Annotated in this window: 11 protein-coding genes; all 11 read left to right on the top strand. The window is 69.8% G+C overall.

Annotated elements, in window-relative coordinates:
- Positions 1–46 precede the first annotated feature (46 nt).
- The 11 genes from ABEA87_RS10750 to ABEA87_RS10700 all read left to right on the top strand — a co-directional run bounded on the left by ABEA87_RS10750 (position 47) and on the right by ABEA87_RS10700 (position 14,604).
- Positions 47–442: a VOC family protein gene (locus ABEA87_RS10750; protein ID WP_345628470.1), complete on the top strand. Its 396-nt coding sequence runs from the start codon at positions 47–49 to the stop codon at positions 440–442.
- A gap of 98 nt (positions 443–540) precedes the next feature.
- Positions 541–891, top strand: a complete 351-nt coding sequence (locus ABEA87_RS10745; RefSeq protein ID WP_345628468.1) for a YciI family protein — start codon at positions 541–543, stop codon at positions 889–891.
- 241 nt (positions 892–1,132) lie between these two features.
- Entirely contained in the window at positions 1,133–2,332 is a 1,200-nt protein-coding gene (locus ABEA87_RS10740; RefSeq protein WP_345628915.1) for an RNA polymerase sigma factor, read from the top strand.
- A 391-nt stretch (positions 2,333–2,723) separates the two neighbouring features.
- On the top strand, positions 2,724–3,890 hold the full coding sequence (locus ABEA87_RS10735; protein ID WP_345628466.1) for a Gfo/Idh/MocA family protein: 1,167 nt from the start codon (positions 2,724–2,726) through the stop codon (positions 3,888–3,890).
- Positions 3,887–4,864: an NAD-dependent epimerase/dehydratase family protein gene (locus ABEA87_RS10730; protein ID WP_345628464.1), complete on the top strand. Its 978-nt coding sequence runs from the start codon at positions 3,887–3,889 to the stop codon at positions 4,862–4,864. The genes ABEA87_RS10735 and ABEA87_RS10730 overlap by 4 nt, the downstream gene beginning before the upstream one ends.
- 139 nt (positions 4,865–5,003) lie before the next feature.
- Complete coding sequence (locus tag ABEA87_RS10725) at positions 5,004–6,119, top strand: DegT/DnrJ/EryC1/StrS family aminotransferase (protein ID WP_345628462.1); 1,116 nt, start codon at positions 5,004–5,006, stop codon at positions 6,117–6,119.
- Positions 6,120–6,121: 2 nt separating this feature from the next.
- Positions 6,122–6,889 carry an acetyltransferase gene (locus tag ABEA87_RS10720; protein WP_345628460.1) on the top strand — a complete coding sequence of 256 codons (768 nt, stop codon included), beginning with the start codon at positions 6,122–6,124 and terminating at the stop codon, positions 6,887–6,889.
- Between the two features lie 2 nt (positions 6,890–6,891).
- The gene (locus tag ABEA87_RS10715) at positions 6,892–7,992 is read left to right on the top strand and encodes a DegT/DnrJ/EryC1/StrS family aminotransferase (protein ID WP_345628458.1); all 1,101 of its coding nucleotides are present in this window, start codon (positions 6,892–6,894) and stop codon (positions 7,990–7,992) included.
- A gap of 169 nt (positions 7,993–8,161) precedes the next feature.
- Positions 8,162–9,679, top strand: a complete 1,518-nt coding sequence (locus ABEA87_RS10710; protein ID WP_345628456.1) for an O-antigen ligase family protein — start codon at positions 8,162–8,164, stop codon at positions 9,677–9,679.
- Positions 9,679–10,557, top strand: coding sequence for a Wzz/FepE/Etk N-terminal domain-containing protein (locus tag ABEA87_RS10705; RefSeq protein WP_345628454.1), 879 nt, complete (start codon positions 9,679–9,681; stop codon positions 10,555–10,557). Before ABEA87_RS10710 ends, ABEA87_RS10705 begins: the two co-directional genes overlap by 1 nt.
- A gap of 342 nt (positions 10,558–10,899) precedes the next feature.
- The gene (locus ABEA87_RS10700) at positions 10,900–14,604 is read left to right on the top strand and encodes a DUF4082 domain-containing protein (protein ID WP_345628452.1); all 3,705 of its coding nucleotides are present in this window, start codon (positions 10,900–10,902) and stop codon (positions 14,602–14,604) included.
- Positions 14,605–14,647: the final 43 nt, after the last annotated feature.

Genomic DNA, 14,647 nt, shown 5'->3' with positions numbered 1-14,647 from the left:
GACCCTAGCGCGGAATTCCGTCGGTCCTCTCTGGGATGCTGGCCACATGATTGACCACATATCCATCCAGGTCAGTGATCTTGCTGCCGGCGCCGCGTTCTACGATGCCGTGTTGGCGCCGCTGGGCGTGCGACGGATGGTCGAGTTCGGCGACGTGATCGGCTACGGCGACGACCGGCCGTGGTTCTGGCTGGGCCGGGTCCAGGATCAGCGGGTCCAGGATCAGACGGCCGGCGGCGGCCCGGCGCGGGAGACGCACCTGGCGTTCGGCGCGGTCGACCGGGCCACCGTGGTCGCGTTCCACGAGGCCGCGGTGGGGGCCGGGGCCGAGGTGTTGAACGCTCCCCGCCTGTGGCCCGAATATCATCCGTCCTATTTTGGGGCTTTCATCCGTGATCCGGATGGCAACAATGTGGAGGCGGTCTGTCACGCCGCGGAGTAATCCGCGGGCTCGACAAAAATCCCGGACGGCCTGTCGATTCGGCCCGGGTGCGCCCGTCGAGGCAATGTTGGATCCAATCAAGAGACTGGAGCAAGACCATGGCGCAGTACTTGATCCTGATCTACGAGAACGAGGCGGCATATCTCGAGCCGTCGCCGGACCTGTGGCAGACCGTCATGCAGGCGCACGGCCGGTTCGCCGAGCAGGTGACGGAGAAGGGTGGCCAGATCCTCGGCACCAACGCGCTGGAGCCGACCACCACGGCCACCTCCATCCGCAGCGACATCGTGACCGACGGGCCGTTCGTCGAGACGAAGGAGGCCCTCGGCGGGTATTACCTCGTCGAGGCGAACGACCTCGACCACGCGCTGGATATCGCCAAGCTGTGCCCGGCGCCGCACGGGGGCGTCGAGGTGCGCCCGGTCATGGACACGTCCGGCGGGGCGTGAGCCCGGAAGTTCCGTGGACGGGGGCGGTCCCGTGGACGAAACCGGTGCCTCGGCGCGACGCGGCCCCGAGGCCGGCCGCCGTGCGGTCGCGGAGTCCTGCGGCGCCGCGGTCGCCGAGGCCGGCGGCCGTGCGGTGCTGGAGGACTGCGGCCGTGCGGTCGTGGCGGCCTGCGGCGGTGTGGTCGACGAGACCGAGGTGCGGCAGGCGATCGCGGGCGCGCACCGTCGCGAGTGGGCCTTCGTGCTCGCCGCGACGGTGCGCGTCACCGGCGATCTGGACGTCGCCGAGGAGTGTGTCCAGGACGCCTATGTCGCCGCGCTCGACGCGTGGCTGCGCCGGGGGATCCCGGCGCGCCCCGGAGCGTGGCTGACCACCGCGGCCCGGCACCGGGCCCTGGACCTGCTCCGGCGCGAGCGCACCCTGCGCGCCAAGCTGCCGTTGCTCGTCGAGCCGGCCGGCGCGGCGGTCTCCGGCCTGCCCGGCGACGACGGGGAGGGCGACGAGCGGGTGATCCCGGACGACCGGCTGCGCCTCGTCTTCACCTGCTGCCATCCGGCGCTGGCCCGCGAGGCACAGGTGGCGCTGACCCTGCGGCTGCTGTGCGGCCTGAGCACCCGCGAGATCGCCGGGGCGTTCCTGGTCACCGAGTCGACGATGGCGGCCCGGGTGACCCGTGCCAAGAAGAAGATCATGGCGGCCCGGATCGCGTACCGGGTGCCGCCCGCCGCCGAGTTGCCGGACCGGCTCGATGCCGTACTCACCGTGCTTCATCTGCTGTACACCACGGGGCACACCGCTCCGGCCGGCGAGGGGCTGGTGCGCCCGGACCTGATCGAGCGCGCCTTTCAACTGGTCCGGATGCTGCGCGGGCTCATGCCCGACGAGCGGGAGGCGGCCGGCCTGCTCGCGTTGATGCTGCTGACCGAGGCGCGCCGGCGCACCCGTATCGGCCCGGACGGCCGGATGCTGCTGCTGGCGGATCAGGACCGCGCGGCCTGGGACCGGGACGCCATCGCCGAGGGCGCCGCGCTGGTGGTAACCGCGCTGCGCGGTGGGCGGCCGGGCCGGTTCGCGCTGCAGGCCGCGATCGCCGCGCTGCACGCCGAGGCGGCCAGCTTCGAGGAGACCGACTGGCCGCAGATCCTGGGGCTCTACGACGAACTGCTGCGGGTGTGGCCGTCCCCGGTGGTGGCGCTCAACCGCGCGGTGGCGCTGAGCATGGTCGCCGGGCCGGCCGTGGCGCTGGCCGACGTGGAGGCGCTGAGCGGGGACCCGAGGCTGTCCGGGTACCGGTATCTTCCCGCGACCCGCGCCGACCTGCTGTGCCGGCTGGGCCGCGCGCGGGAGGCGAACGCCGCCTACCGGGCCGCGCTCGACCTGTGCGACAACGAGGCCGAACGTGAGTTTCTCACGTCCCGGATCGCCGAAACGGCGTCATAGCGCGCCCGAGTGCCGACCGTTCCCAGTGGGGTCCAGCCGCCCGCGGTGCCTTCCCGCGGCGGCGCAAGTCGCCGAGCCGTTCACGTACGCCGCCAAGACGGCAGTCTCGGAACCCTGATCGTCGAGCCGCCGGGACGACAGAGACGACATCGTCCACCGTCAACGGGAGTGCTACCCGCCTTCGGTCGATTGTGCGATCGGCCAAAGGGACCGCATCCCGCTGCGGCTCTGCCGGGTATCCGTCAGCGGCCTATCTGGACGCCTCTCGCCGCCGGTACGTTGCGTGGCGAACCTTGGCCTGCACACCCCTTTCGCGACCGACGACGCCGTCGGCCGCCACGCGTCATGTGCGGCACGGCACCGGCCGCGCCCACCGACCGAAAGAGGAGCCGTGAGCGTTTCGCCTACCGAGCAGCCGATCGGCGTCGCCGTCGTCGGAGCCGGCTACTGGGGTCCCAACCTGGTCCGTAACTTCCAGGCCTCACCATCGTTTCGCCTGCGCTGGCTCTGCGATCTCGACGTCGCGAGGGCGCAGCGCGTGCTGGGCGGCTACTCCACTGTGGAGGTGACCGGCGAGCTCGACCGGGTACTCGACGATCCGCACGTGCAGGCGGTGGCCATCGCCACGCCGGCCGGTACCCACCTCGACGTGGCGCGCTCCGCGCTGCGCGCCGGCAAGCACGTTCTCGTCGAAAAGCCGCTGGCCGCGCGGTACTCCGATGGGCAGCTGCTGGTCGAGGAGGCCGACCGGCGGGGCCTGGTCCTGATGTGCGACCACACCTACTGCTACACCCCGGCGGTGCTGCGCATCCGCGAGCTGCTGCGCGGTGGCGCACTGGGTGAGCTGCACTACCTGGACTCGGTGCGGATCAACCTGGGGCTGGTCCAGCGGGACATCGACGTGATCTGGGACCTCGCACCGCACGATCTGTCCATTATGGACTTCGTGCTTCCGGAGAACGTGCGGCCCGTCGCGGTGGCGGCGGCCGGGGCGGACCCGATCGGTGCCGGCCGTTCCTGCGTCGCGTACCTCACGCTCCGGCTGACCGGAGGAGCGATCGCGCACGTACACGTGAACTGGCTGTCGCCGATCAAGGTGCGCACCACGCTGATCGGCGGGTCGAAGCGCACGGTGGTGTGGGACGACGTCAACCCGACGCAGCGGGTCTCGGTGTACGACCGCGGCGTCGACGTCGCCGGCCCGGACGAGCTGGGCGCCGAGCAGCGCCGGGAAATGCTCATCTCGTACCGCTCCGGCGACATGGTGGCGCCCGCCATGCCGGAGCGGGAGGCGTTGCGCTCGATGGTCGAGGAGTACGCGACGGCCATCCGCACCGGCCGCCCACCGCTCACCGATGGCCGGGCCGGCCTGCGGGTGCTGGAAATCCTAGAAGCCGCCTCACGCAGTCTCGCGGAGGGCGGCGCCCTGATCGCTCTGGAGAGTGCGTTGGCCGAAAGCGCGTTGACCGACAGCCCATCGCCCGGCAGTCCATTGGCGCGAAGTCCGCTGGCGGCGGGCCCGCTGACCGGCACCGCGCTGACCGAGGTGACGGCATGACCGCGGCGGTACCGATCCGGGAGGCGCGGGCGTTGGTCACCGGCGGTGCCGGCACCATCGGCTCGCACGTGGTGGACCAGTTGCTGGACGCCGGGGCGGCCGAGGTCGTGGTGCTGGACAACCTGGTGCGCGGGCGGAAGGCCAACCTCGCCCGGGCGCTGGACGACGCTCGGGTGCGGCTGGTCGAGGGCGACATCCGCGACGCCGCACTGGTTCGCGAGTTGACCACGAACAAGGACCTGGTGTTCCACCTCGCCGCGATCCGGATCACGCAGTGCGCCCAGGAGCCGAGGCTGGCCAACGAGGTGCTGGTCGACGGCACGTTCAACGTGCTGGAGGCGGCCGCCGCCGCGGGTGTGGGCAAGGTCGTCGCGTCCTCCTCCGCCTCCGTGTACGGGCTGGCCGAGCAGTTCCCGACCACGGAGCGGCACCACCCGTACAACAACGACACCTTCTACGGCGCGGCAAAGGCGTTCAACGAGGCCATGCTGCGCAGCTTCCACGCCATGTACGACCTGGACTACGTGGCCCTGCGCTACTTCAACGTGTACGGCCCCCGGATGGACATCCACGGGCTGTACACGGAGGTGCTGATCCGTTGGATGGAGCGGATCGAGGCCGGCGAGCCACCGCTGATCCTTGGCGACGGCCTGCAGACCATGGACTTCGTCAACGTCATCGACATCGCCCGGGCCAACCTGCTGGCGGCCGAGGCGCCGGTGACGGACGACGTGTTCAACATCGCGTGCGGAGAGGAAACCAGCCTGCTGGAGTTGGCCCGCATGCTCGCCGAGGCGATGGAAGCCAAGCCGGACCTGGTGTTCGGCCCGGCGCGTGCGGTCAACGGGGTGACCCGGCGGCTGGCCGACACCTCCGCGGCGGCCGACAAGTTGGGCTTCGTGGCGAACCTCAACCTGCGCGACGGCCTGGCGGACCTGGTCCGCTGGTGGCGCGCCGAACGGTCGGCGTCGTGATTCCCGCCGGGAGCTTGCGGTTCGGCGCCGTTAGCTCCGCCGGGAGCTTGCGGTTCGGCGTCGTGATTTCGGCCAGGAGTTCGCGGTTCGGCGTGGTGGGTTGCGCCGGGGGTTCGGAGGGTAGCGCATGATTCCCGTGATGAAGCCGTTCCTCGGTGAGGAGGAGGCGCAGGCCGCCGCGGAGGCGGTGCGTTCCGGCTGGGTCGCGCAGGGGCCGAGGGTCGCGCGGTTCGAAGAGGAATTCGCGCGACACGTCGGTGCCGCCCACGGCGTGGCGCTCAGTTCGTGCACCACCGCACTGCACCTCGCCCTGGTGGCGCTCGGGATCGGCCCCGGCGACGAGGTCATCGTGCCGTCCCTGTCGTTCATCGCGACCGCGAACGCGGCCCGTTACGTCGGCGCCACGCCGGTCTTCGCCGACGTGGAAGAGTTCACCGGCAATGTCACCGTGGACACCGTGGACGCGGTGCGCACCCTGCGCACCCGTGCGGTGATCGCGGTCCATCAGGGTGGTGTGCCGTTCGACACGGACGCGTTGCGCCGTGCGTGCGGGCAGTGGGACGTGGCGCTGGTCGAGGACGCGGCCTGTGCGGCCGGGTCGACCGCGTACGGCCGGCCGGTCGGGGAGGGCGCGCTGCTGGCGGCGTGGTCCTTCCATCCGCGAAAGGTCATCACCACCGGGGAGGGCGGTGCGCTCACCCTCGACCGCGAGGACTGGGCGCAGCGGCTGCGCCGGCTGCGCGAGCACGGCATGAACGTCTCCGCCGCGGCCCGGCACGCGAGCAACCAACCAGTATTCGAGGCGTACCTGGAGACGGGCTACAACTACCGGATGACCGACATCCAGGCCGCGGTCGGGTTGGTGCAGCTGGGAAAGCTGAACGCGATGGTGGCCCGGCGACGGGAGCTGGCGACGCGGTACCACGCACTGCTGTCCGATGTGGACGGTGTGACGACGCTGATGGACCCGCCGTACGGGCAGAGCAACTTCCAGTCGTTCTGGGTGCTGCTCGACCAGCGGTTCGGGCGCGGCCGGGACGAGGTACTGGCTGAGTTGGCCGCGGCGGGGGTGTCCGCGCGGCGCGGCATCATGGCGGCCCACCTGGAGCCGGCGTACGCGCAGTCGCGGTCGTTGCGGCTGCCGGTGACCGAGCGGCTCACCCGCGACTCGCTGATCCTGCCGCTCTACCACACGCTGGCCGAGCAGGAGCAGGAGCACGTCGTGAACTCCCTGCGAAAGTCGGTCGGGCGATGACGGTGGCCGTACGCCCCCCCGAGCTGCTGATCGTGGGCGCCGGCGGATTCGCCCGGGAGACGGCGGCGGCCGTACGGGCGGTCAACGAGGCGGCGCCCGGAACGGTCGGCGGGACCGGCGGACCCGGCCCTGCCGGAGCGGAAGGCGACCCCGTCGAGCCGGGGGCCGCGTTCCGGCTGCTCGGGTTCCTCGACGACAACCCGGCGCTGCATGGCACCCAGCGCGCCGGACTGACCATTCTCGGTGGACTGTCCATGGTGGACGACTTTACGGACGCTGTGGTGGTGGTCTGCGTCGGCAATCCGCGCGACTACTCGGCCCGTGCCAGGGTGGTGGACCGGCTGGCGCTGCCCACCCGCCGGTACGCGTCGGTCGTGCACCCGTCCGCGTCGGTGGGCGCCGGCTGCGCCCTGGGCCCCGGCACGGTGCTGCTGGCCCACACCGTGCTGACCGCCGACGTCTCGGTGGGCGCGCACGTGTCGGTGATGCCGCACGCGGTGCTGACCCACGACGACCTGGTGGGGGACTTCGTCACCATCGCCTCCGGCGTGCGCCTGGGCGGTGGGGTGCGGCTGGACCCGGGCGCGTACGTGGGCGCGGGCGCACTGATCCGCGAGGGGGTACGGATCGGCGCGGGCGCACTGATCGGCATGGGCTCGGTAGTACTGCGCGACGTACCCGCGCAGGAGGTGTGGGCCGGCAACCCGGCAAGGCGGCTGCGCGCCCGCCAGGCCGGAACGGAAGTCTTCGCGAACATGGGGAGTGGCTGACAATGGGCAAGATTCCGCTCGTTGACTTGCAGGCGGCCCACGCCGAGGTGGCCGAGGAGGTCGAGCTCGGCTTCAAGCGGGTCATCTCGACGACCGGGTTCATCGGCGGCGAGGAGGTGGCCGGGTTCGAGCGCGAGTACGCGGCGTTCACCGGCGTCCCGTACTGCGTCGGCGTGGCCAACGGCACTGACGCGCTGGAGCTTGCCTTGCGCGCGGTCGGTGTGGGCCCGGGTGCCGAGGTGATCCTGCCGGCGAACACGTTCATCGCGACGGCCGAGGCGGTGGCCCGGGCGGGCGCCCGGCCGGTGCTGGTCGACATGGACCCGGACACCTACCTCATGGACACCGACGCCGCGCTGGCGGCGGTCACCACGGCCACCCGGGCGGTGCTGCCGGTGCACCTGTACGGCCAGCTGGCCCCGGTGGAGCGGCTGGCGGAGGGGCTGGCCGGCACCGGGGTACGGATCGTCGAGGACGCCGCGCAGTGCCAGGGTGCCACCCGGTGCGGCCGCCCGGCCGGATCCTGGGGGATCGCGGCGACCAGCTTCTACCCCGGCAAGAACCTGGGCGCGTACGGCGACGCCGGCGCCGTGGTGACCACGCAGGAGGCGCTGGCGACCACGGTGCGCACGCTGGCCAACCATGGCGGCCTCAGCAAGTACGCGCACGAGCTGGTCGGATGCAACAGCCGCCTGGACGCCCTGCAGGCGGTGGTGCTGCGGGCGAAGCTGGCCAAGCTGGCGGCCGGCAACGCGGCCCGGCGGGCGGCGGCCCGGCGCTACGACGAACTGCTCGACGGTCTGGACGTGGTGCGGCCGGTGACGGCGGAGGGGAACGAGCACGTCTGGCACCTGTACGTGGTGCGGGTCGCGGACCGTGACCGGGTACTCCAGACGCTCAACGCGGCCGGCATCGGTGCGGGTATCCACTATCCGACACCGGTGCACCTGACCCCGGCCTTCGCTCATCTCGGGTACGGCCGGGGTGCCTTCCCGCACGCCGAGGCGGCCGCCGACCGGATCCTGTCGCTGCCCCTCTATCCGCAGCTCGGGGAGGATGCCCAGGAGGTGGTGGTACGAACCCTCGCCGGTGCGCTCGCCTAGGCCCTGTGAGGCCGGGGACCCCGGGCGGCCACCGCCCGGGGTGCTTTGCCGTTCCCTTACGGGGCGGTAGGATTCCGTTGCACTCAGTAGAGGATCTCAGCTGATGCGGCGTGCACCGGACGAAACCCGTACCGCCAGGTGGCCGGTGAACGGAGGATCGCTGCCGACGATGAGGCGGGGCGATGCGATGGTGAGGGCGGTCTATCCGTCCGGCTCTCAGCAGGCGTCGATGGTGCTGCGAGTCTTCGTCTTCAGCGCGTTCGTGCTGCCGACGGACACCGTCATCAGGGTCATCGGGGCGCAGGGCTACGTCGCGAGCCTGGTGTCCATGCTGCTGTTCGCCGCCTGGGCGGTGACGGCGATCTTCGGGTTCCACGATCCGGTGCACACGCGCCATCCGACCCGGGCCGCGCTCGGCCTGCTCTGGATCTCGTCGCTGCTGTCGTACGCCGCGATGCCGTTCTACCTGCCGGACGAGACGCAGCGACTGAGCGCCGAGCGCTGGATGATGCTGCTCGTCGGCATGTCGGGGGTCATCCTTGTCGCCGCCGAACACCTGCGCACGCCGGCCGACCTGGTTCGGGTGGTGCGCACCCTGGTGTGGGGCGGCTCGTTCTCGGCGGTCGTCGCGGTGATTCAGTTCTGGCTGCACTGGGACCTGCGCCCGTTCCTGCGCCTGCTGCTGGTCGGCTTCTCCGCCAGCGACGACTACACCGGATTCCAGGACCGGGCCGCGCTCGTGCGGGTCTCGGGCACCGCCAACCACCCGATCGAATTCGGGCTGATCGCGACAATGCTGCTGCCGATCGCCATCTGGCTCGCCTTCTACGAACGTGACCGCCCGGCCGCCCGGCGCTGGGGCCCGGTCGTCCTCATCGGACTGTGCATTCCAATGTCCGTGTCCCGCTCGGCGATCCTGGCCGTGGTGGTCTCGCTGGGGATATTCGTGATCTGCCTGCCGGTGGTGCAGCGCGCGTGGGTGCTGGCCGTCGCGCCGTTCGGCATCGTCGCGGTCTTCGCCACCACCCCGGGGTACATGACCACGATCGTCAGCTCGATCTTCGCCGGCAAGTCGGACTCTTCGATCACCAACCGGCTGGACAACTACCCGCGGGTGGTCGCGTTCGTGAGCCAGGCGCCGTGGCTGGGGCGGGGAGGCGGCACCTACCTGGCGCCCGACGCCACGAAGATCCTCGACAACCAGTACCTCAAATCCGCCATCGAATTGGGCTTGTTCGGGGTGTTCGCCCTCGTCGTCTACTTCCTGGTGCCGGCGGTGACCGCGCTGGTCGCGCGGCACAGATCGGCCGAGCCGAATTTCCGGAGCCTTTGCGGTGCGTTGGCCGGCGCGTGCCTCGCCGCCGGGGTCGGGTCGTATACCTTTGACTCCTTCTCGTTCCCCCAGTTCGCCTCGGTGGACGCCATGGTGGTCGGGCTCTGCGGCGCCTGCTTCCTGGGTGCCAGCAGATGGCCGCACGGCCTGCCCCCGGCCACCGAGATACGACGGCGCGCGCCGCTGCTGAAGCGGGTGGCATCGCGCGACGAGGAACCACCCCGCAACCCGGCACCATCTCGTCACACCGCATCAACCGGCGACAGCGCACCACCCGGCGAACCGACCTCGACTCGCCCGTCGCGTACCGAACCGGTCGGTCGGTCTCCCCTCCTGCCCGAATCGAGGTTCTGATGGACCTGCTGAACCTGTTCTCGACGCTGCGCCGTCACATGGTCATCGTGTCGGTGATCCTCGCGCTCATCGTTGTCGGCTGCGCCTACGTGGTGTTCGGGATCCCGCCCCAGTACCAGTCGCAGGTGCAGTACGTGCTCATCGAGCCGCCGCCCGCGGCCACGCCGGACCAGATCAAGGACGATCCCGCCCTGGGGAAGCTGAACCCCAACAACCCGTACACGCGGCTGCCCAATCCGTCCATTGTGGTCGATGTGCTGTCGCAACGGGTGTCGGCGGACGGGGTGCGCGACGACCTCATCAAGCAGGGTGCGGACCGCGACTACACGATGGCCGCGACCCCGGAACTCGGCTCCGGTCTGGTCATCGAGATCATCGGCACGGGGCACTCGCCGGCCGGATCCACCAAGACCCTCGACCTGGTGGTCGCCCGGATGAAGACCGAACTGCACGACATGCAGACCGTCGACGGGGCCAGCGACCGGTACCTGTTCCAGGCGCTTCCGGTCAGCCCGCCGACACCGCCCGTGCGCAAGGTGACCGGGACCATGCGGTCCCTGATCGCGGTCGGCGCCGCCGGGATAGTGCTGATGTTCGCCGCCATCTCGCTCGCCGAGGCGATCGGGCCGCGGCGCAAGCGGCGGGCCAGGTCGGTGCCGTCGCGGCACCTGCCGGGCGGGGAGCCGCCCAACACCGACCCTCGCGTGATCGAGCCGCGTGGCGCCGACGCACGCACCATCGAACTGCGCAACGACGCACGCGTGGACGCGCGGACCGTGGATCGCAAGAACGGTGAGTCCGATCTGACCGTGGTGCTGCCCCGGTTGACACACGAGGGCCTCGGCGAGTCGAGCCGCGGCAAGCCGGGCCGGGACTGACTGACCGGCGGAACCCTTACGGGCGGCGGCGATTCGGCCGTCGCCCGTACGTTTACCGGTCGCGTTCGGTTGTCCGAATCGATCGGTCCGATCGCGTCACGATGTCGGTATCCAGACCTCGCCCGTCGCTGAATGGCCAATAACCTTGGCTGAGAGGCCTGTCAGATCGACGCCGTCACCCGTTCGTGAATCGCTGTCACGTAGTCATAATCCGGATCATCGCCATAGGGGGTGCGGGCGCGACAGATCCTCAAGGGAAACGGGGCGGTCATGTCAATCGATGGTTCATTAGTGACACGGTTCGATCTAAGGCGCAGAGCGAAGCGTAGCGCATGGGTAGTCGTGCTCGGGTTATTTGTGGCCGGCGTGGCGGCGATAGTGCCGATCTCGTCGGCCAACGCGGACACCTGCGCGCCCAACCCGATCGTCTGCGAGAACGCCAAGACCGGCACGTCCGAGGATGTGTGGGACATCCAGGGCAACGGAGACGACTCGATCCAGGGTTATGCCACCGACATCAGCGTGAACATTGGGCAGACCATTAACTTCAAGATTAAAACCACCGCAACACAGTACACCATCGATATCTACCGGCTGGGTTGGTACAACAACAGCGGCGCCCGTTACATCACCAGCGTGGCGCCGCCCGCGCATCTGCCGCAGCGCCAGCCCGACAACTGCGTCACCGACCCTTCCACCCAGATCTACGACTGCGGCAACTGGGCGGTCTCGGCGAGTTGGACGGTGCCCACGACCGTCGTCTCGGGTGTGTACATCGCGAAGCTCACCCGGACCGACACCCACGGCGCGAGCCAGATCACGTTCATCGTGCGGGACGACTCGAGCCACTCGGCCATCTACTTCAAGACCTCGGACAACACCTGGCAGGCGTACAACACCTTCGGCGGCTCCGACTTCTACCAGGGCGATCCGAACGGCCGCTCCTACAAGCTGAGCCTCAACCGTCCGTTCGCGACTCGTGGCGACAACGACGGCCGGGACTTCCTGTTCAGCAACGAGTACCCGATGATCCGGTACCTGGAGCGCAACGGGTACGACGTCAGCTACACCACCGATCTGGACGTCGACCGGCACGGCGGCCTGATCGAAAATCACAAGGTCCTCACGTCCACCGGACACGATGAGTACTGGTCCGCTGGCGAGCGCGCCAACGTCGAGGCGGCCCGCGACGCGGGCGTCAACCTCGCCTTCTTCAGCGGCAACGAGGTGTACTGGAGGACCCGCTGGGAGCCCAGCGAGGACGGCAGCGGCACCGACGACCGCACCATCGTCTGCTACAAGGAAACCTGGGACAACACCGACCAGTCCGACCCCACCACGCAGTGGACCGGCACCTGGCGGGATCCCAGATTCAGTCCGCCGTCCATCGGTGGCGGCGACCCGGAGAACAGTCTCACCGGGACCGAGTACATGTCCAATACCGACGACCTACCCGTGCAGGTGCCGGCGGCGGAGGGCAAGGACCGGTTCTGGCGCGGCACCGCGGCGAGCAACCTCGGTCCCGGTACCACCCTGACGCTCGCCCAGCACACCGTGGGGTACGAGTCCGACGAGGACGTGGACAACGGGTTCCGCCCCGACGGCCTGATCTGGCTGTCCACCACGACCGGGTCGACCCCGCAGGAATTGCAGGACTTCGGCAACCTCGTGGTGCCCGGCACCACCACCAACCATCTCACGCTCTACAAGGCGCCCAGCGGGGCGCTGGTGTTCTCGACCGGCAGCATCCAGTGGGCCTGGGGGCTGGACAGCGACCACGACGGCACCGAAACGCAGACCAGCCCGGTGATGCAGCAGGCGACCATGAACCTGTTCGCCGACATGGGCGTGCAGCCGGCCACGCCGGTGGACGGCACCCCGACTCCGGCATCGACCGACCTCCAGGCGCCCACCGCCACCATCACCTCACCGGCCTCCAACACCACGGTGGCGAACGGGGCGCAGGTGACGCTGCAGGGCACCGCCACGGACGCGGGCGGGGGCGTGGTGGCCGGTGTCGAGGTGTCCACCGACGGCGGCACCAGTTGGCACGCGGCCACCGGTACCAGCCCGTGGTCGTACACCTTCTACGCCTCAGGGGTGAACACGCAGACGGTGCGGGTACGCGCGATGGACGACAGCGCCAACATCCAGTCCAACCCGACGGCGGTCACCCTCAACATCAACGGCCCGGACTCCCTGTTCGGCAACCGGGTGCCGGCCACAGCGGCGTTCAACGACAGCTCGGCGCTGCAACTGGGCGTCAAAGTGGTGCCACAGGACGACGGGTTCATCAGCGGGATCCGGTTCTACAAGGGGACCGGCAACACCGGTACGCACACCGGCACGCTGTGGACCGCCAGCGGTCAGATCCTGGCCACCGGTACGTTCACGAACGAGACGGCCACGGGTTGGCAGACGCTGACCTTCGCCAAACCGGTGGCGGTCACCGGCGGCACCACCTACGTCGCCTCGTACTTCGCGCCCAACGGCCACTACGCCTCTGACGAGTGGGCGTTCAGCTACCGGGACTTCGCCTCGCCGCCGCTGTCCGCGCCACGGTCGCTGACCGGTAGCGACACCAACAGCGGAAAGGGCAACGGGTTGTTCGGCTACGGCGAGGACTTCCCGCTGAACACCTACCACGACACGAATTACTACGTCGACGTGCTCTACACCGACAGCGAGGCCGGCCCGCCGTCGATCGTGTCCACCTCGCCGGCCGCCGGTGCGCCCACCGTGGCCCTCGACGCCCACCCGTCGGCGACCTTCTCCAAGGCCGTCGATCCGAGCACCGTGCAGTTCACCCTCGCCACCAGCGTGGGCGTGACCGTGCCCGGCTCGACCAGCTACGACCCGGTGTCCAAGACCGTGACGTTCACGCCGTCGGCGAACCTGGCGCTCAACACGGGCTACACGGCCACCGTGCACGCCCGCGACCTGCAGGGGCTGTCCCTGACCGGTGCGAGCGCCTGGTCGTTCACCAGCGACAAGTACGCGTCGATAGACACCCTGTTCGCGAACACCGTGGTGCCTCAGATCACCTCGGTCGACGACCCCGGCTCGGTCGAGCTGGGTGTGAAGTTCACCCCATCGATGAACGGCTGGATCGTGGGTGTGCGGTTCTATCAGGGCACAGGCAACACCGGTACGCACACCGGAAGCCTGTGGACGTCGACCGGAACGCTGCTGGCGAAGGCCACATTCACCGGAGAGACGGGCTCGGGGTGGCAGAGCGTGCGCTTTGACACGCCGGTGACGGTGCGGGCGGGCACCACCTATGTCGCCTCGTACTACGCGCCGCACGGCGACTACGCGGTCGATAGCGGGTTCTTCGCGACCCCGTACAGCAGGGGGCCGCTCGCCGCGTCGTCGGAAGACAACGGCGTCTACGCCTACGGTGCGGGCGACACCTTCCCGAGCCACACGTACCAGTCGGGCAACTACTGGGTCGATCCGCTGTTCGTCTCCGACGGCACCGGGCCGAGTCCCAGCCCCAGCCCGAGCCCGAGCCCGTCCCCGAGCCCGAGCGTGAGCCCCACGCCGAGCGTGAGCCCCACGCCGATCCCGATCCCGAGCGGCGCGGTGACCATCTTCAACGGCTCGGACAGCCCGGACTCCAGCACCTGGCCGGACGCCCTGCCCATCGAGGTCGGCGTGAAGTTCAGCTCCGACGTCGCCGGGCAGGTGCTGGGTGTGCGGTTCTACAAGGGCGGCCTGAATACCGGCACCCACATCGGGTCGCTGTGGAGTTCGACGGGGCAGTTGCTGGCCACCGCGACGTTCCAGGGCGAGACCGGCACGGGTTGGCAGACCGTGTTCTTCTCGCAACCGGTGACGATCGCCGCGGGCGTCACGTACGAGGCGTCATACAGCACGACCGTCGGCTACTACGCGGCCACGGTCAACGGGTTCGCCGGTGGTCTCGATCGCGGGCACCTGCACGTCCCGGCGTCCGGCGGCGTGTACCACTACGGTACGGGCTTCCCGGACAGTTCGGCCGCACACAACTACTGGGTCGACGTCGTTTTCCAGCCGAACAGCTAGAACCGGTTGGCGAGGGTGTCATCAATACGACCGCGCAGGGCGG

The organism is Rugosimonospora acidiphila (genome assembly GCF_039543385.1).
GTDB classification, from domain to species: Bacteria; Actinomycetota; Actinomycetes; order Mycobacteriales; family Micromonosporaceae; genus Rugosimonospora; species Rugosimonospora acidiphila.
The sequence above is the reverse complement of the archived record's forward strand: the minus strand, read 5'-3'. Positions and strand labels throughout refer to the sequence as shown.